Source organism: Pantoea sp. DY-5, from assembly GCF_019795955.1.
GTDB lineage: Bacteria > Pseudomonadota > Gammaproteobacteria > Enterobacterales > Enterobacteriaceae > Pantoea > Pantoea leporis.
In genome coordinates this window covers 198,309-216,489 of sequence record NZ_JAIMIE010000004.1, presented here as the reverse complement: position 1 = coordinate 216,489, position 18,181 = coordinate 198,309, and the positions used below count along the sequence as shown (strand labels likewise).

Below are 18,181 nucleotides of genomic sequence, written 5' to 3'. Positions count from 1 at the left end.
GCCTCCTTATACTCTGACCGATAACGATAATGGTCTATTGCAAGGAGAAAACCATGTCTATATCCAGCGTAGGTAGTGTCAGCACCGCAAGTAGCGGCGGCGGTTCTACCTCAGAAATCGCCAGCCTCTATAAACAGATTCAATCCATCACTAAGCAGCTGAAAGATCTTTCCAGCGACGATACGCTCACCGATGAGCAAAAGTCTGAACAGGAGCAGATGCTGCAATCACAGATTCAAATGATTGAAGCGCAAATCGCGCAAATTGAGCAGCAGCAAGCTGAGAAAGCGCAACAGAAACAGGAAGCACAGCAACCTGCGGCCACCAAAGCTGATGGTATTAACCGCCCAACTGATACCAATCAAATCAACGTGTACGTTTAAAACGCCGGCTTTAGCATGCGTTGTTGCGTCAGCAGGGCTGCCTGCTGGCGCACTTCCTGCCAGATCGCTTCGGCGGCGGGTGTCAGCGAGCGATTTTTGCGCTTTATCAGCATCAGGCTGCGATTAATTTCCGGATAAAGACGCCGCACCGTGAGTTTGCGTCCTGACGGCAACGGCAAGGCCAGCGCAGGCAGAATGCTGATGCCAATTCCCGCTTCCACCATCGGATAAAGCGTAGCGGGATGACCGATTTCCTGCACCACATGCACACTCAACGCCAGCTGTTGCAGCGCGGCATCAACTAACACGCGACTGCCGGAAGCATAATCCTGTAGCACCATATTGCGTCCGGCCAGCATCGACCATTGCGCCTGTTCAATTTGCGCCAGCTCGTCATCTTCATGACACAGCAGTAAAAAAGGCTCCTGCAGAATCTCTTCGCTGTCGAAATCAGTGTCGTTGAGCGGGCCAATTACAATGCCAAAATCAACCTCCGCATTGCGTACGCTTTGCAGCACCCATTGCTGTACGCGGTCATGCAGGATGACGCGGATATCCGGATAGCGCTGCTGGCTGCTGGCCAGGCACTGCGGCATCAGATGGGCAGAAGGCGTTTGGCTGGCGGCAACACGCACCGTGCCGCTGCGCTGTTCGCCATAGCTGCGCACATCCAACACGGTGGTATTGAGGTCGTCCAGCAGACGGTTAAGCCGTGTGGCCAGCTGCTGCCCCGCCTCGGTCAGCATTACTTCCCGCGTAGTGCGATCGAGTAAGCGCACGCCCATTTCCGCTTCCAGCTCTTTAATGCTATGGCTGACCGCCGATTGACTTAAACCAATCGCTTGTCCGGCCAGACTGAAGCTGCCGTGATGCGCCACCGCGACAAAGGTACGCAACTGACGTAAGGTGTAATTCATCGATATCGCTCATAGATTGATGCAATAAATCAATTTTATTTCTAAACCTAGCAGGCGCACAATCAGCACCATCATTTTTTAAATTTAACCGGATTTTAACAATGGGATTTTTACGCCTCGATCCGATGATGATTAAACTCATCATTACCGTGCTGCTGGCCAGCTTTATTCCTGCCAAAGGCGTCTTTGTCGATATCTTCGAATATCTGACCACCGCCGCCATCGCCCTGCTGTTCTTTATGCATGGCGCCAAACTGTCGCGCGAGAAGATCATTGCCGGCAGCAGCCACTGGCGTTTGCACTTGTGGATTATGTGCAGCACCTTTGTGATTTTCCCGATTATTGGTTTGCTGATTGTCTGGTGGCATCCGGTTAACGTCAGCCCGGAGATTTACACCGGCTTTATCTATCTGTGTATTCTGCCAGCGACCGTGCAATCCTCAATCGCCTTCACCTCAATGGCGGGCGGCAACGTCGCCGCTGCAGTATGTGCGGCTTCAGCCTCCAGCCTGCTCGGCGTATTTGTCTCGCCGCTGCTGGTGAATCTGGTGATGAATGTTCACAGCGAAATGCCGGGCAACGGTCTGGAGCAGATTGGCAAAATCATGCTGCAACTGCTGGTGCCGTTTGTTTTAGGACATCTGTCGCGTCGCTGGATTGGCGCGTGGGTCGAAAAACATCGCAGCCTGATTGGTAAAACCGACCAAACCTCGATTCTGCTGGTGGTTTACTCCGCGTTCAGCGAAGCGGTGGTGAACGGCATCTGGCATCGCGTGGGCGTGGATACCTTGCTGTGGATTCTGGTTGGTAGCGTGCTGGTGCTGTTTATCGCACTGGCGATTAACCTGGCAGCATCGCGCCTGTTTGGTTTCAGCCGTGCGGACGAGATTGTGGTGCTGTTCTGTGGCTCGAAAAAGAGTCTGGCGAACGGTGTGCCGATGGCTAACATCCTCTTCCCGGCCAGTTCCGTGGGGATAATCGTGCTGCCGCTGATGATTTTCCATCAGGTGCAGTTAATGGTGTGTTCTTTCATTGCCCAGCGCTACAAAGCCGGGAATGAAAAACGGCTGGCGCAGCAGCAAGTAGAAGCGCAGAAGTCCTAAATAAAACGGCCCGCAAAAGCGGGCCGTTTTATTATTCATTGCGCTTGAGCGGTTTGATTAAACCTTCCAGCCCTTCGATCTTGATGGTCAGCGTAAGCTGCATCAATTCGCCTAACTTACCGGCCGGGAATTCATCTTTGCGAGCGAACCACAGCAAATACTCCTCCGGCACATCAATCAGCGCTCTGCCCTTGTACTTGCCGAACGGCATCACGGTATTGGCGATTTCAACCAGTTGCTGTTTATCCACATTACGCTCCGAGCAGGCGAATCATTTCCGCTTCGTCGATCACCGGAATGCCGAGCTCCTGCGCTTTCGCCAGCTTGGAACCGGCCGCTTCACCCGCAATCAGCAAATCGGTTTTCTTCGACACGCTACCGCTCACCTTAGCGCCCAACGCTACCAGACGCTCTTTGGCATCATCGCGATTCATCTGCGACAGAGAGCCGGTCAGTACCACGGTTTTACCGGCAAATGGACTATCAATTTCTTCGACATTGACCACTTCAACCTGCGGCCAGTGCACGCCAATCTCTTCAGTAAGATCGCGAATAACGGCGCGGTTGCTCTCTTCATCCATAAAGTTACGCACATGCGTCGCCACCACTTTGCCGACATCTTGTACTTCAATCAGCGCATCGAGATCGGCGTTCATCACCTTTTCCAGCTCGCCAAAGTGATTGGCAAGGTTGGCGGCAGTGGCTTCGCCCACTTCGCGAATACCCAGCGCATAGAGGAAACGTGCCAGCGTGGTGGATTTGGCCTTTTCCAGCGCATCAACCACGTTCTGAGCCGATTTAGGGCCCATGCGCTCGAGTCCGGTTAGCTTACCGGCAGTAAGGCGGAACAGATCGGCTGGCGTTAAGACGTACTCTTTCTCGACCAACTGATCGATGATCTTATCACCCATGCCATCGACATCCATCGCACGACGCGAAACGAAATGTTTAAGCGCTTCTTTACGCTGCGCGCCACAAATCAGGCCGCCGGTGCAGCGCGTCACGACTTCACCTTCCACGCGTTCAACGTCTGAACCGCACACCGGGCAATGACTTGGGAAGACGATTTCACGCGTCTCTGCCGGGCGCTCCGACTCCACCACGTTGACCACTTGCGGAATTACGTCACCGGCGCGGCGAATCACCACCTTGTCGCCAATGCGCAAACCCAGTCGGGCAATTTCATCGGCGTTATGCAGCGTGGCATTACTTACCACAACGCCCGCAACCTGAACCGGCTCCAGACGCGCGACGGGCGTAATCGCGCCGGTGCGGCCCACCTGGAATTCGACATCGCGCACGAACGTCATCTGTTCCTGCGCCGGGAATTTAAAGGCCACAGCCCAGCGCGGCGCACGCGCCACAAAGCCGAGCTGCTCCTGCAGCGCCTGTGAATCGACTTTGATAACCACGCCATCGATATCGAAGCCGAGCGACGGGCGCTCCTGCTCAACCTGACGATAAAACGCCAGCACTTCATCGGCGCTGTGTGCCAGGCGAATACGATCGGTGACTGGCAATCCCCACGCCTTAAACTGTTGCAGACGTTGCCAATGGCTGGCAGGCATTTCACCGCCTTCCAGCAGACCAAAGCCGTAGCAGAAGAAGGTCAGTGGACGTTTAGCGGTGATGCGTGGATCGAGCTGGCGCAGTGAACCGGCTGCGGCGTTGCGTGGGTTAGCAAAGACTTTCGCGCCGGTGCGACGCGCTTCTTCATTCAGTTTTTCAAAACCGCTTTCGGTGATAAACACTTCGCCACGCACTTCAACGCGTGCGGGGATGTTATCGCCATGCAGACGCAGCGGAATGGCGTGAATTGTGCGTACATTAGCCGTGATATTCTCGCCGGTGGTGCCATCTCCGCGCGTAGCGGCACGCACCAGCAGGCCATCTTCATACAGCAAGCTCACGGCTAAACCATCCAGCTTGAGTTCGCAGCAATAAGTCAATTCGTCAGTGCTTTTAAGGCGATCCCGCACACGCTTGTTGAAGGCAAGGAAGCCCGCTTCATCAAAGGTGTTGTCCAGCGACAACATCGGCACTTCATGACGTACTTGCTCAAAAGCGGCCAGCGGTGCCGCGCCCACGCGTTGGGTGGGTGAATCAGGGGTGATCAAATCAGGATGTGCGCTTTCCAGCTCGCGCAGCTGAACCATCAATCGGTCATACTCTGCATCCGGAATTTCCGGCGTATCCATCACGTGGTAGAGATATTCGTGGTGACGTAACGTGGTGCGCAGCGCGGTGATCTGCTCCTGAACCGATTTCATAGTCTCTTATCCGATAAAAAACCCCCGACAGGCGGGGGTTATATTTGTTTTGACTCAGCTAGCGGCGATTAACCGATAACTTCGCGAATACGCGTTTTGTAGGTTTCCAGCTTCTGCGGCGTCATCATGCGACGCTCATCATCTAGCACCACGCCGCCTACATCATCAGCGATACGCTGCGCGGATTGCAGCATCAGCTTGAAGTTCTGATTCGCATCGCCGTACGACGGCACCATCATGAAGATCGAGACGCCAGGCGTTGAGAAATTCCCCATTTGATCCGGATCGAATGAACCCGGCTTCACCATGTTCGCCAGGCTAAACAGCACCGGACCGCTGCCGGCTGGGCTAAGATGGCGATGGAAAATGTTCATCTCACCAAACTGGAATCCGGCCTGCAGGATGCCCTGCAACAGCGCTTCACCGTTCAGTTCGCCGCCCGCATGTGCAGCAACGTGCAGCACTAATACGGCCTCTTTTTTACTGCCAGGCGCAGTAGCCGCTGGCTGTGGCGCTTCTGGTTGATGTGCAACTGGCGCTTCAGGTTCGAATTCTGGCTCTTCTGCGGCGAGGAATTCAGGTGCAGGTTGAGTCGCGGAAAGCGGTTCGTTATCCAGCAATGGATCGGCCTGAATTGGTTGTGGTGCAGGCGCTGGCTTCGCCACTGGCGCTTGCGGCGCAGCCGGCTTACGCACGTCTGGCTCGTCATCCAGCAGCGGATCGCCTAATAATGGGTCAGCCTGACGTGATGCCGGTTGACGTACAGGTTCAGGCGCACGCGGCGCGCTCGCTGGACGTGCAGTGAATTCAGGTTCTTCATCCGCATCACGAGGACGACGTACACGGACTTCGCCGACGCCATCATCTTCTTCGCTCAGCAGATCTTCATCGGCTTCTTCGCGCTGTTTCAGACGTTTGTGCGGGCGATCACGAAACACGGAGGAGCGCTCTTTACGGCTGGTCCACAGTCCATGAAGTAGCAGCGCTATTATGGCGATCGCGCCAACAACGATTAATATCAGACGCAAATCCTGCATCATTGTATTCTCTGTTGTTCCAATACCTTGCCACCACGGCAAACTTTATCCTCTAACTGTATTTGCCCAGCTAAACAAGTGCAAGTCTGTGCAGTATTTTCTGACAAATTAGATAGCTGCCCCACGCTTTTTTGCTGTTTTTTCGCGCAAACACTGCCTGAAGCCGATAAAAAGCCAGGTTATGATGGTCGCGCCGCTATATTTAGGAGAAAGGCTCGCTATGCCCGCAGGAAATTCGGTCTCAACATTTAATGGTGTTCACTACTTCGCTGAAGGATGGAAATTGGTGCGCCTGCCCGGCATTCGTCGCTATGTCATCATGCCGCTACTGATCAACATCGTGCTGCTTGGCGGTGCCTTTATCTGGTTGTTTCAGCGCTTGGGGCAGTGGATCCCGGCTTTAATGTCACATATCCCCGACTGGCTGCAGTGGCTGAGTTATCTGCTATGGCCGCTCTCAGTGATTTCGATTGTGTTGGTATTCAGTTACTTCTTTTCGACTCTGGCAAATCTGATTGCCGCGCCCTTCTGTGGCTTGCTCGCCGAGCAGCTTGAAGGGCGATTGACCGGAACGCCATTACCAGATAGCGGTTGGGTGGGCCTGATAAAAGACATACCGCGCATCATGAAGCGAGAGTTTCAGAAGCTCGGCTACTATTTGCCGCGTGCGCTTGGTTTGCTGTTGCTGCACTTTATCCCCGGCTTTGGACAAACGGTGGCGCCCGTTCTATGGTTTTTATTCAGTGCGTGGATGCTGTCCGTGCAGTATTGCGACTACCCATTTGATAACCACAAAGTGAGTTTCCAGCAGATGCGCCAGGCGTTGAGCCAGCACAAAAGCGCAAATATGCAATTTGGTGCGCTGGTTAGCCTGTTCACCATGATCCCGATTATCAATCTGGCGATTCTGCCGGTTGCGGTATGCGGTGCAACGGCCATGTGGGTGGATCGTTATCATGCACAACATGCGCGCCGCTAAAGCTTTAAATCGTCTTATGCATTTTTGCGTAAGGCTTATGGTTGTGCGCTATATAGATATGCGATTTCTTTCCTTCCGCACATCATTAGAAAAGGTATGCTCTGAGGGTTCCCAATATTTCATACAGTTAAGGACGAGCTATGAGTAAGATCTATGAAGACAACTCTCTGACAATTGGTCATACGCCGCTGGTTCGACTGAACCGCATCGGTAACGGCCGCATTCTGGCTAAGGTCGAGTCGCGCAACCCGAGCTTCAGCATCAAATGCCGTATCGGTGCCAATATGATTTGGGACGCGGAAAAACGCGGTATTTTGAAGCCGGGCGTTGAGCTGGTTGAACCAACCAGCGGTAACACCGGTATTGCGCTGGCTTACGTCGCCGCAGCGCGCGGTTACAAGCTGACGCTAACCATGCCAGAAACCATGTCAATTGAGCGCCGCAAACTCCTGAAAGCGCTGGGAGCTAACCTGGTGCTAACCGAAGGTCCTAAAGGCATGAAAGGTGCCATCGCGAAGGCGGAAGAGATTGTCGCCAGCGATCCGGACAAATATGTGCTGTTGCAGCAGTTCAGCAACCCAGCCAACCCGGAAATCCACGAAAAAACCACCGGTCCAGAAATTTGGGAAGACACCGACGGCGAAGTGGACGTGTTTATTGCGGGCGTGGGCACCGGCGGTACGCTGACAGGCGTGAGCCGCTACATCAAGAATACCAAAGGCAAGACCGAGTTGATTACCGTTGCCGTTGAGCCAACCGATTCACCGGTTATTGCTCAGGCACTGGCGGGCGAAGAGATCAAACCAGGCCCACATAAAATCCAGGGCATCGGTGCCGGCTTCATTCCTGGCAATCTTGATCTGGAATTGATCGACCGCGTAGTGGCGATCACCAATGAAGAAGCCATTAGCACCGCCCGTAAGCTGATGGAAGAAGAAGGTATTTTAGCAGGTATCTCTTCAGGTGCTGCCGTTGCTGCCGCGCTGAAGCTGCAAGAAGATGAAGCCTTCGCCAACAAGAACATCGTGGTGATTCTGCCCTCCTCCGGCGAACGTTATTTAAGTACCGCGCTGTTTGCCGATCTCTTCACTGAGAAAGAACTTCAGCAGTGATGCTGAAAGTCTGAAACTGACGAAAAAAGCACCCGAATGGGTGCTTTTTTGTGGTGCAGATCTCACTTTTATCACCAGACAGATTGCTTTCAGTGATGCGGCTCTGGTATTTAAGCTTCCAATTATTTCGGTGCCTGAAATTAATCTGCCTTTGAAGTGGATCAAGCTGAATCGATTTACTGATTTGGCGAAACGGCGAATCACGGCATAATGAGAAGAGTGACGCATTCGTGCAGTTTTTGATCTGTCACTGTTAATGACGTACTCATTCGAGCGCATTTTATGGTGAGCTTAAAGCCATACCAGCGCACCTACACAGGCTAAAGTTACGGCTCCAGGCTAGACTTTAGATCCATAACACCAAACCTGATAAAGTTGGGGAAATAGAATGTTCCAGCAAGAAGTTACCATTACCGCACCTAACGGCCTTCATACTCGTCCTGCAGCCCAGTTCGTCAAAGAAGCAAAGGCTTTTAAGTCAGAAATCAATGTGACCTCTAATGGCAAATCTGCCAGCGCGAAAAGCCTGTTTAAACTGCAGACTTTGGGTCTGACTCAAGGTACGGTTGTTACGCTGTCTGCTGAAGGTGAAGACGAGCAGCAAGCGGTTGAGCACCTGGTCAAGCTGATGGCTGAGCTGGAGTAACCGGCTCAGTTCGCAACTAAACCGACCCCTTTGCCCCATTGAGTGCAAATATCTTGATCGCGGACAATCTGTCCGCGTTATTGCATCTTTAGAGTACTGCTCCGCGACAGTGGCGACGCATCGGGTCAATGAGCCATCGTGATTAAAAGGTAGGGTTATGATTTCAGGCATTTTAGCATCACCGGGTATCGCTTTCGGCAACGCACTTTTGCTGAAGGAAGATGAGATCGTCATCAGCCGTAAAAAAATTACTGACGATCAGGTTGAGCAGGAAGTTCAGCGCTTCCTTGATGGACGCAGCAAAGCTGCTTCACAGCTCGAAGCCATTCGCATTAAAGCCGGTGAAACCTTCGGTGAAGAGAAAGCGGCGATCTTTGAAGGTCACATCATGCTGCTCGAAGACGAAGAGCTTGAGCAGGAAATCATCGACCTCATCAAGAAAGACCATGCTACCGCGGACGCCGCTGCTCACACCGTGATTGAAGGCCAGGCCGTTGCACTGGAAGAGCTGGATGACGAATACCTGAAAGAGCGTGCGGCTGACGTACGTGATATTGGTAAGCGTCTGCTGCAGAACATTCTCGGTCTGCACATTGTCGACCTGAGTGCGATTGCTGACGAATCTATTCTGGTGGCGAAAGATTTAACGCCGTCAGAAACCGCACAGCTGAACCTGAAAAAGGTGCTGGGCTTTATTACCGATCTGGGTGGGCGTACATCTCACACCTCGATCATGGCGCGTTCGCTTGAGCTACCTGCGATTGTCGGCACCGGCAACGTGACTGCCACCGTGAAAAACGGTGATTTCCTGATCATTGATGGCGTGAACAACAAAATTTACGTCAATCCAACTGATGACGTGCAGGAAGAATTGAAAGCAATTCAGACTCAATATCTGTCTGAAAAGCATGAACTGGCGAAACTGAAAGATCTGCCAGCCATTACGCTGGACGGCCATCAGGTTGAAGTCTGCGCTAACATCGGTACCGTGCGTGATGTTGCCGGTGCTGAACGCAACGGTGCGGAAGGTGTTGGCCTGTATCGTACCGAGTTCCTGTTTATGGACCGTGATTCACTGCCAACCGAAGAAGAACAATTCCAGGCGTATAAAGCCGTGGCTGAAGCCGTGGGTTCGCAGGCGGTTATCGTGCGTACCATGGACATCGGCGGCGACAAAGATCTGCCTTACATGAACCTGCCGAAAGAAGACAACCCGTTCCTCGGCTGGCGCGCGATTCGTATCGCCATGGACCGTAAAGAGATTCTGCATGCGCAGCTGCGCGCGATTCTGCGTGCATCCTCATTCGGTAAACTGCGCATCATGTTCCCAATGATCATTTCAGTAGAAGAAGTTCGCATTCTGAAAGGCGAACTGGAGCTGTTGAAAGCGCAACTGCGTGAAGAAGGCAAATCCTTTGATGAGACCATCGAAGTCGGCATCATGGTTGAAACGCCAGCATCCGCAGTGATTGCTCGCCATCTGGCGAAAGAAGTCGACTTCTTTAGTATTGGGACAAATGACCTGACGCAGTATACTCTGGCGGTCGATCGTGGTAATGATTTGATTTCACACCTCTATAACCCAATGACGCCGTCTGTTCTTGGCCTCATCAAGCAAGTGATCGACGCATCACATGCCGAAGGGAAATGGACCGGCATGTGTGGTGAGCTGGCTGGTGATGAACGTGCTACACTACTGTTACTGGGAATGGGGCTGGACGAATTCAGCATGAGCGCCATTTCAATCCCAAGCATCAAGAAAATCATTCGTAATACTAATTTCGAAGATGCGAAGGCATTGGCGGAGCAGGCTCTGGATCAACCAACAGCGGATGATTTGATGAATTTGGTCAACAAGTTCATTAAAGAAAAAACGCTCTGCTGATCCACGGACGCTAGCCTCAAATTACTGCTTAGGAGAAGATCATGGGTTTGTTTTCTAAACTTTTTGGCGAAAAATCAGAGAGCGCGTCAGGCACTATTGATATCGTTGCGCCTCTGTCAGGCGAAATCGTAAATATCGAAGACGTACCTGATGTGGTATTCGCTGAGAAAATCGTGGGTGACGGTATCGCAATCAAACCAACCGGCAACAAAATGGTTGCACCGGTTGATGGTACTATCGGCAAGATTTTCGAAACTAACCACGCATTTTCAATCGAGTCTGATAACGGTATCGAACTGTTTGTTCACTTCGGTATCGACACGGTTGAGCTCAAAGGTGAAGGTTTCAAACGCATCGCTGAAGAAGGCCAGAAGGTTAAGAAAGGCGACGTGGTGATCGAGTTTGATCTGGCACTGCTGGAAGAGAAAGCTAAATCCACGCTGACGCCGGTTGTAATCTCGAACATGGACGAGATTAAAGATCTGATCAAGCTCTCCGGTCAGGTAACTGTGGGCGAGACTCCGGTTATCCGCATCAAGAAGTAAGCTTTGGCTGATTCGTGAGAATTGTAAAACGGCACCCAATGGGTGCCGTTTTTGTTTGAGACTGCCCTACCCTTGCCTCTTTCAGCGCGCACAATGCGGAAAGAGGTCGGGACGACGGGGCAGAAGAGTAAAGCGTCTCGTGCCAGGGAAGGCGCGAGCCGAGGCCCAGGGACGGTTTATGCCGTCTTTACGATCTGCCCCATCGTCCTGACCTAGTGCACCAAGCCTTATTCCGGTTTCCAGCGCGGCAGCCTTAACGTCAGCTCCAGACCACCTTCCGGGCGATTAACCGCCTGAACTTCACCGTGATGCGCCAGAATCACCTTACGCACAATCGATAACCCCAAACCGTAGCCTTTGCCCATCAGCGGAGAATTCACGCGGACAAAAGGATCGAAAATGCTCGAAAGCTTCTCTTCATCAACGCCCGGCCCTTGATCGCGCACGCTAATTGCCAGCCACTGATTTTCCGCCTGCAGCCGCACGTTGATGTGCTGCCCTTTGTGCGAGAAACGCAGCGCATTGCGCAGCACATTCTCCACGCCACGGCGAATCAGCTCAGCATTGCCGTGAACGGTGTAATCCGCATTATCATCCACCTGAAAATCGACCTTCACGCCGGGAATCTGCGCCTCGTAGCGCACATCGGTGACCACCGCATGCAGCAAGCCGGTGAGATCGAAATACTGTTCGCCCGGCATACTTTCGTGCTCAGCACGCGAAAGCGTCAGCAGCTCGCCAATCATCTTGTCGAGGCGTCGCGCTTCCTCATCAATGCGATTAAGCGAGGATTCCACAGATTCTGGCGTCTGGCGCGCCAGGCCGGTCGCCAGCTGCAATCTCGCCAGCGGTGAGCGCAGCTCATGGGAGATATCATGCAGCAGCTCCTCACGCGCTTTCACCAGCGTATCGAGGCGCTCCACCATCGCATCAAAATCCTGCGCAACGTTCGAGAGCTCATCATGGCGTTTACGCATCACCGGATAGAGCCGTACCGACAAATCACCGCTGGAGACGCGCGCAAAGCCCTCACGCAGCTGCCGCATTGGTCGCGTCAGGTTCCACGCCAGCAGCAGGCTAAACAGCAGCCCCAATGCGCCAGCGAAGGTAAACATCGGTTCGGGGATATTCAGGATGCGGCGCGGGCGGCCGCCGCCCATTGAGCTGTCTTCGCGCAGACCTTTAACGTCGTAACGCAGCTCGTACTGTTTGCCATCCTGCCCTTTTACCCAGCGCACAATCACATCAGGAAACGGTCCCTGAAAGGGTTCGTTGATGCTTTCTGGCGGCGCATTGTTGGGCGTCGCAGCGGGCTTTTCGTGCTGGATCACCGAGAAGAATTGCCGATCGTTCGGTTCCCAGTCGGCCATCATGTCATCAAGCGAGCTGGGACCACCGCGCTCCAGTACTGAAACCGCTGACGCCATTTGCAGATTAACGATACGCCGAATCGCCACCAGCTCTGGCGGCTCATGTCGATTACCGGAGAGCGTAAAGCCTAGCCACAACAGTTGGCTGATGATGACAAACACAATCCAGAAGCCTAGCAAAATCTTCCAGAACATGCGGCCGCGATAGCTGTGTTTCATCGAATGCGATAACCAATACTGCGCACAGTTTCAATGTTGACGCTGTCGGCGGTTAAGGCAGCCAGCTTTTGACGGATGTTGCTGATATGCACATCAACGCTACGATCGTAAGCTTCGCGCGGACGGCCAAGGCCTTTTTCCGACAGCTCATCTTTCGACACCACGCGATCCGGCGCACGCAGCAGCAAATCCAGCAAGTTAAACTCTGAAGCCGTCAGATCGAACGCTTTGCCCTGCCATTCGGTAATACGCGTGGCGGGATTGAGGCTGAGATCGCCCCAGCGCAGCAGCTCTTTCTTATCCGGCAGCGGAGTCTGATCTTCAAAGCGACGCAGCACGGCGCGCAGACGGGCCACCAGTTCACGCGGATAGCACGGTTTCGGCATGTAATCATCCGCACCCATTTCCAGGCCGATCACCCGATCAATATTGTCGCCTTTCGCCGTCAGCATAATCACCGGTAACCGGCTGTTCTGCCGCACCTGGCGCAAAACATCGATGCCGCTCATATCAGGCAGCATGATGTCGAGAATCATTGCGGTATAGTTGCCCGATAACGCGCCTTCCACACCGGCGCTACCGGTTAAAACCAGTTGTGTTTCAAAACCTTCAGCAATCAGGTATTGGCTCAACATGGTGCCAAGTTCTACATCATCATCAACCAGCAGAATTTTCATCGTTATCTCTCGTGTAAATTGCCGCTATTTTGTCCTGAGTCCACAACGAACGCAGCCGGTTTTACGCGATCCTTACGTTGCTTACGTCAGACGATTATTACGAAGACTATAGACAAAAATGGCCTGGACGTACCATCACAGTACGCGCAGGCCAAATCATCGGTGGGAAAGTGGGATCAGTGGAAAACGCCGGTTGAGAGATAGCGGTCGCCGCGATCGCACACAATCGCCACCACCACGCTGCCAGGCTGGGCCGTGGCGATACGCAATGCGCCGGCCACCGCGCCGCCAGAGCTGACGCCACAGAAAATCCCTTCACGCTGCGCCAGCGCGCGCATGGTCTCTTCCGCCTCGCGCTGCGCCATATCTATTACCTCATCCACTAACTCCGGGCGGAAGATGCCGGGCAGATAGGCTTCCGGCCAGCGACGTATACCGGGAATGCTGCTGCCCTCTTGTGGCTGCAGGCCAATTATCTGCACCGCTGGCGCGAACTCTTTCAGGTAACGTCCAACGCCGGTAATGGTGCCGGTGGTGCCCATGCTGGAGACAAAATGCGTCATGCGGCCCGCGCTTTGCTGCCAGATTTCCGGGCCCGTAGTGAGATAGTGGCCCAGCGGATTATCGGGATTGTTGAACTGATCCAGCACGCGTCCTTCGCCGCGATCGGCCATCGCCTGCGCCCAATCGCGTGCCCCTTCCATGCCCTGATCGCGCGATACCAGCAGCAATTCAGCGCCGTAGGCGCGCATCGCATCCTGGCGTTCCTGGCTCATGTTATCGGGCATCAGCAGGCGCAGCTTGTAGCCCTTCATCGCGGCGATCATCGCCAGCGCAATGCCGGTGTTGCCACTGGTGGCTTCAATTAAGGTATCGCCCGGTTTGATGTCACCGCGCAACTCCGCCTGATGAATCATCGACCAGGCCGCACGATCTTTGACGGAACCGGCTGGATTGTTGCCTTCCAGCTTTAGCCAGATCTCGCTGCCGTTATCAGGCGTCAGGCGCTGCAACTTAATCAACGGCGTATTGCCGATGGTATTTTCCAGTGTGGTCACGGTTTGATTCCAGACGAAAGAAGTGCAAATAAAACGGGCGGGAAAGTCCCGCCCGAAGGAGTGTCAAAAATATCAGGCGCTCTCGGCAAAGGCAACCGGGCGCAGCGGCGTAGTGCCATGGTAAATTCGCGCCTGTTGCAGGCCAACGAACAGGCGTTCACCACGCATCGGCGCATGGTGATCGCCGTCGAACACCACGGAGAACACCTCGCCCTGCCAGCCGCTCGGCTGCACCACCAACTGCCAGAAGTGGCCGCGCGGGCTGATCTCCAGCACCTGCACCGGCAAAGGCGTTTCCAGGCTGCTCTGGCGTGAAATATCGATTTCCCACGGACGTAGGAACAGTTCAACTTCGCCCTGATGCGCCGGCGTATAGCCCAGCGGCCAGCGATGCGCGGCCACATGGAACTGCGAGCCGTGCACTTCGCCTGCAAAGCGATTCACTTCACCGAGGAATTCGAGCACAAAGCGCGTCGACGGATCGCGCCAAACATCATCTGGCGTACCAACCTGTTCGATATTGCCCTGGCTCATCACCACCACGGTGTCCGCCACTTCCATCGCTTCTTCCTGGTCGTGGGTCACGAACACGCTGGTGAATTTCAACTCTTCATGCAGCTGACGCAACCAGCGACGCAGCTCTTTACGCACCTGCGCATCAAGCGCGCCAAACGGCTCATCCAGCAGCAGAATTTGCGGCTCAACGGCCAGCGCACGCGCCAGCGCCACACGCTGTTTCTGCCCGCCCGACAGCTGCGCCGGGAAACGGTTGGCCAGATGTGCCAGCTGCACCATCTCCAGCAGACGCGTGACGCGTTTTTTGATCTCTGCGGCATTCGGACGTTCACGGCGCGGCAGCACCGTCAGGCCAAAGGCGATGTTGTCGAACACCGTCATGTGGCGGAACAGCGCGTAGTGCTGGAACACAAAGCCCACCTGACGATCGCGCGCATGGATGCGGCTGACGTCTTTACCATTGAAATGGATCTGTCCGCTATTCTGGTGCTCAAGCCCTGCGATGATGCGCAACAGCGTGGTTTTACCGGAACCGGATGGGCCCAGCAGCGCCACCATCTTGCCGGAAGGAATGTCCAGAGAGATGTCGTTCAGTACCGAAGTGCGGTCAAACGCTTTGTTAATTTGTTTAATCTCAATGCTCATGATTTTCCTCCTGTAGGCGCTTCTGCTGATGCTCTAATCGCCACTGCACCACGCTTTTCAGAAACAGCGTTACGATTGCCATCAGGGTCAGCAGCGCGGCGGCAGTAAAGGCGCCCACGGTATTGTAATCCTGATGCAGTAATTCAACCTGAAGCGGCAAGGTATAGGTTTCGCCGCGAATCGATCCCGAAACCACCGAGACCGCACCAAATTCACCAATCGCTCGTGCATTGGTCAGCACCACGCCGTACATCAGCGCCCAGCGGATATTCGGCAACGTCACGCGGCGGAACATCTGCCAGCCGGATGCGCCCAGCAGCACCGCCGCTTCATCTTCGTGACTGCCCTGACTCAGCATCACCGGCACCAACTCACGCACCACAAACGGACAGGTAACGAAGATGGTGGCCAGCACCATGCCCGGCCAGGAGAACATAATCTGAATATTGTGCGCATCCAGCCAGCCACCCGCAGGACCGTTGACGCCCCAGAACAGCAGATACATCAAACCAGCAACTACCGGCGACACCGCAAACGGGATATCAAACAGTGTCAACAGCAGCTGGCGGCCTGGGAAGGTGAAGCGCGTCACCAGCCACGCCAGCAGCGTACCGAACACCATGTTGACCGGCACGGTAATCAGCGCCACTAAAATGGTCAGCCAGATGGCATGCAGCATGTCGCCATCTTTCAGGTTACTCAGCGAGGCAACCAAACCCTGGTTGAGGGCTTCCCAGAAGATGGAAACCATCGGCACCACCAGCAGCAGGATGGAAACCAGCGCACCGATGCCAATCAGCAGCCACTTGCCCCAGTTGGTTGGCTGGCGGTCAGCGTGATTGATGTGTGAAATCTCCGCCATCAGTGGCCTCCTAAGCGACGGCCGAAGCGGCTCTGCAAGGTGTTAATCGCGAACAGCAGCAGCAAAGAAGCCGCCATGATCACCGAGGCGATGGCGCTCGCCGCCGGATAATCAAACTCCTGCAGACGCACAAAAATCATCAGCGAGGTCACTTCCGTTTTCCAGGCGATGTTGCCGGCGATAAAGATTACCGCGCCAAACTCACCGATGCTGCGGGTAAACGACAGCGCAGTGCCGGCCAGCAATGCCGGCGCCACTTCTGGCAGCACCACGCGACGGAAGCTCTGCCAGCGCGTTGCGCCCAGCGTTTCCGCGGCTTCTTCATATTCCGGACCTAACTCTTCCAGCACCGGCTGCACGGTACGCACCACAAACGGAATGCTGGTAAAGGCCATCGCCACAGCGATGCCGATCCAGGTGTAAGAGACTTTAATATCAAAATGCGCCAGCCACTGACCGTACCAGCCGTTGACCGAAAACAGACCCGCCAGCGTTAAACCTGCCACCGCAGTCGGCAGCGCAAACGGCAGATCCATCAAACCATCCAGCAGCGTGCGGCCGGGGAAGCGATAACGCGTCAGAATCCACGCCATCAGCATGCCGAATACGGCGTTGAACAGCGAGGCCACGCCCGCCGCCAGAATCGTCACTTTATACGCGGCGATCAGCTGTGGATGGCTAATCACCGCCCAGTATTGCGCCAGCGTCATCTGCGACAACTGCATCAGCAGCGCGCTGATCGGCAGCAGCAGAATCAGACAGGTGAAGAGTAAGCTGGTGCCGAGGCTCAATCCAAAGCCCGGCAAAACACGTTTTTGAGCGAGCGCGAACATTAACCGCGCCCCGCTGCCAGTAATTTGTCCAGCTCACCGTCATTGGCAAAATGGACTTTCATCACGTTATCCCAGCCGCCAAAGGCGTCTTTGACGTGGAACAGTTCTGTCTGCGGGAAGCGATCTTTCTGCTCCGCCATCAGCTGCGGGTTATTCACGCGATAATAATAATTAGTGATGATTTTCTGCGCTTCAGGCGTGTAGAGATAATTCAGATAGGCTTTGGCCGCGTCGATGGTGCCGTTGTGCTCGACATTTTTGTCGACCCACGCCACCGGGAACTCCGCCAGAATATTGGTTTTTGGCACGATCACTTCGTAGTCGTCTTTACCGTACTGATTACGGATGTTATTCACTTCCGATTCAAAGCTGATCAGCACATCGCCCAGACCGCGCTCGGCAAAGGTGGTGGTCGCACCGCGACCGCCGGTATCAAACACTTCCACGTTCTTGAGGAACTTCGCCATAAAGGCTTCAGTTTTGGCTTTATCTTTGCCATCCGCCTGATCGGCCGCACCCCACGCGGCGAGATAAGTGTAGCGGCCGTTACCCGAGGTTTTTGGGTTAGGGAAAATCAGCTTCACGTTATCGCGCGCCAGATCGGCCCAGCTGTGAATCTGCTTCGGGTTACCTTTACGCACCAGAAACGCCATGGTGGAGTAAAACGGTGAACTGCTGTTTGGCAGACGTTGTTGCCAGTCAGCGGGAATCAGTTGGCCTTTGTCGTGCAGCACCTGCACATCTGTCACCTGATTGTAGGTCACCACATCGGCGCGCAGCCCTTGCAGAATCGCCAGCGCCTGCTTAGAAGAACCGGCGTGCGACTGCTTGATGGTCAGTTTGTCATTGGGATGGGCAGCGTCCCACTGTTTTTCAAAGGGTGCATTAAGGGCAACGAACAGTTCGCGCGAAACGTCGTAAGAGCTATTCAGCAACTCGGTCGCTTGCGCCGCACCGGCTAAAGCACACGACAGCGCGATACCGCCAAGCCATTTTTTCGAAATCGGAAGTGTCATGCTGCACCCTGAAAGACGGCAGTTAAGCCAATGCCATTAGATGCTGTCAGTGTATTTATAACTCAGGGGAAAGCTGTAACGGTTTTATATATCGTTTAGGGATTTAAA

The 18,181-nt window shown here is 54.2% G+C and carries 18 protein-coding genes; 7 read left to right on the top strand and 11 right to left on the bottom strand.

Translation table 11 applies throughout. The features are described from left to right. The first annotated feature begins 53 nt into the window (after nt 1-53). The gene (locus tag K5Y30_RS14650; protein WP_101763584.1) at nt 54-383 is read left to right on the top strand and encodes a FlxA-like family protein; all 330 of its coding nucleotides are present in this window, start codon (nt 54-56) and stop codon (nt 381-383) included. Here K5Y30_RS14650 and K5Y30_RS14645 read toward each other — a convergent pair. After that, nucleotides 380-1,300: a LysR family transcriptional regulator gene (locus K5Y30_RS14645; protein ID WP_101763583.1), complete on the bottom strand. Its 921-nt coding sequence runs from the start codon at nt 1,298-1,300 to the stop codon at nt 380-382. The genes K5Y30_RS14650 and K5Y30_RS14645 overlap by 4 nt on opposite strands. Nucleotides 1,301-1,401: 101 nt before the next feature. On the opposite strand from K5Y30_RS14645, the gene K5Y30_RS14640 reads away from it, so the two are divergent. Then, nucleotides 1,402-2,403 carry a bile acid:sodium symporter family protein gene (locus K5Y30_RS14640; RefSeq protein ID WP_101763582.1) on the top strand — a complete coding sequence of 334 codons (1,002 nt, stop codon included), beginning with the start codon at nt 1,402-1,404 and terminating at the stop codon, nt 2,401-2,403. Nucleotides 2,404-2,434: 31 nt separating this feature from the next. Here the strand turns inward: K5Y30_RS14640 and K5Y30_RS14635 are convergent, their stop codons facing one another. The 3 genes from K5Y30_RS14635 to zipA all read right to left on the bottom strand — a co-directional run bounded on the left by K5Y30_RS14635 (nt 2,435) and on the right by zipA (nt 5,713). Then, a complete protein-coding gene (locus tag K5Y30_RS14635; protein ID WP_101763581.1) occupies nt 2,435-2,653 on the bottom strand; it encodes a DUF3820 family protein in 219 nt (72 codons plus the stop codon). 1 nt (nt 2,654) lies between these two features. Continuing rightward, nucleotides 2,655-4,673: an NAD-dependent DNA ligase LigA gene (ligA, locus tag K5Y30_RS14630; protein WP_222211926.1), complete on the bottom strand. Its 2,019-nt coding sequence runs from the start codon at nt 4,671-4,673 to the stop codon at nt 2,655-2,657. Nucleotides 4,674-4,741: 68 nt separating this feature from the next. Next, on the bottom strand, nt 4,742-5,713 hold the full coding sequence (zipA, locus tag K5Y30_RS14625; RefSeq protein WP_222211924.1) for a cell division protein ZipA: 972 nt from the start codon (nt 5,711-5,713) through the stop codon (nt 4,742-4,744). Nucleotides 5,714-5,930: 217 nt separating this feature from the next. On the opposite strand from zipA, the gene cysZ reads away from it, so the two are divergent. The 5 genes from cysZ (at nt 5,931) to crr (ending at nt 10,877) form a co-directional block, all read left to right on the top strand. Continuing rightward, nucleotides 5,931-6,689, top strand: coding sequence for a sulfate transporter CysZ (cysZ, locus tag K5Y30_RS14620; RefSeq protein ID WP_222211922.1), 759 nt, complete (start codon nt 5,931-5,933; stop codon nt 6,687-6,689). A gap of 140 nt (nt 6,690-6,829) precedes the next feature. Continuing rightward, entirely contained in the window at nt 6,830-7,801 is a 972-nt protein-coding gene (cysK, locus tag K5Y30_RS14615; RefSeq protein WP_101763577.1) for a cysteine synthase A, read from the top strand. A 388-nt stretch (nt 7,802-8,189) separates the two neighbouring features. Continuing rightward, nucleotides 8,190-8,447: a phosphocarrier protein Hpr gene (gene ptsH / locus K5Y30_RS14610; protein ID WP_101763576.1), complete on the top strand. Its 258-nt coding sequence runs from the start codon at nt 8,190-8,192 to the stop codon at nt 8,445-8,447. 157 nt (nt 8,448-8,604) lie between these two features. Beyond that, nucleotides 8,605-10,332, top strand: a complete 1,728-nt coding sequence (ptsI, locus tag K5Y30_RS14605) for a phosphoenolpyruvate-protein phosphotransferase PtsI (RefSeq protein ID WP_110866519.1) — start codon at nt 8,605-8,607, stop codon at nt 10,330-10,332. A 41-nt stretch (nt 10,333-10,373) separates the two neighbouring features. Then, complete coding sequence (gene crr, locus K5Y30_RS14600) at nt 10,374-10,877, top strand: PTS glucose transporter subunit IIA (protein WP_008107804.1); 504 nt, start codon at nt 10,374-10,376, stop codon at nt 10,875-10,877. Between the two features lie 227 nt (nt 10,878-11,104). Here crr and K5Y30_RS14595 read toward each other — a convergent pair whose 3' ends face one another. From K5Y30_RS14595 to K5Y30_RS14565, 7 genes are all read right to left on the bottom strand, one after another. Then, nucleotides 11,105-12,466 carry an ATP-binding protein gene (locus tag K5Y30_RS14595; protein WP_222211920.1) on the bottom strand — a complete coding sequence of 454 codons (1,362 nt, stop codon included), beginning with the start codon at nt 12,464-12,466 and terminating at the stop codon, nt 11,105-11,107. Next, on the bottom strand, nt 12,463-13,143 hold the full coding sequence (locus tag K5Y30_RS14590; protein ID WP_008107810.1) for a response regulator transcription factor: 681 nt from the start codon (nt 13,141-13,143) through the stop codon (nt 12,463-12,465). Before K5Y30_RS14590 ends, K5Y30_RS14595 begins: the two co-directional genes overlap by 4 nt. Nucleotides 13,144-13,319: 176 nt before the next feature. Further along, nucleotides 13,320-14,201, bottom strand: a complete 882-nt coding sequence (cysM, locus tag K5Y30_RS14585) for a cysteine synthase CysM (protein ID WP_222184549.1) — start codon at nt 14,199-14,201, stop codon at nt 13,320-13,322. 72 nt (nt 14,202-14,273) lie between these two features. Continuing rightward, complete coding sequence (gene cysA / locus K5Y30_RS14580; RefSeq protein WP_222211918.1) at nt 14,274-15,362, bottom strand: sulfate/thiosulfate ABC transporter ATP-binding protein CysA; 1,089 nt, start codon at nt 15,360-15,362, stop codon at nt 14,274-14,276. Next, nucleotides 15,352-16,224: a sulfate/thiosulfate ABC transporter permease CysW gene (cysW, locus tag K5Y30_RS14575; protein ID WP_222211916.1), complete on the bottom strand. Its 873-nt coding sequence runs from the start codon at nt 16,222-16,224 to the stop codon at nt 15,352-15,354. Before cysW ends, cysA begins: the two co-directional genes overlap by 11 nt. After that, nucleotides 16,224-17,057, bottom strand: a complete 834-nt coding sequence (gene cysT, locus K5Y30_RS14570) for a sulfate/thiosulfate ABC transporter permease CysT (RefSeq protein ID WP_222211914.1) — start codon at nt 17,055-17,057, stop codon at nt 16,224-16,226. Before cysT ends, cysW begins: the two co-directional genes overlap by 1 nt. Then, on the bottom strand, nt 17,057-18,073 hold the full coding sequence (locus K5Y30_RS14565; protein ID WP_222211912.1) for a sulfate ABC transporter substrate-binding protein: 1,017 nt from the start codon (nt 18,071-18,073) through the stop codon (nt 17,057-17,059). Before K5Y30_RS14565 ends, cysT begins: the two co-directional genes overlap by 1 nt. Nucleotides 18,074-18,181: the final 108 nt, after the last annotated feature.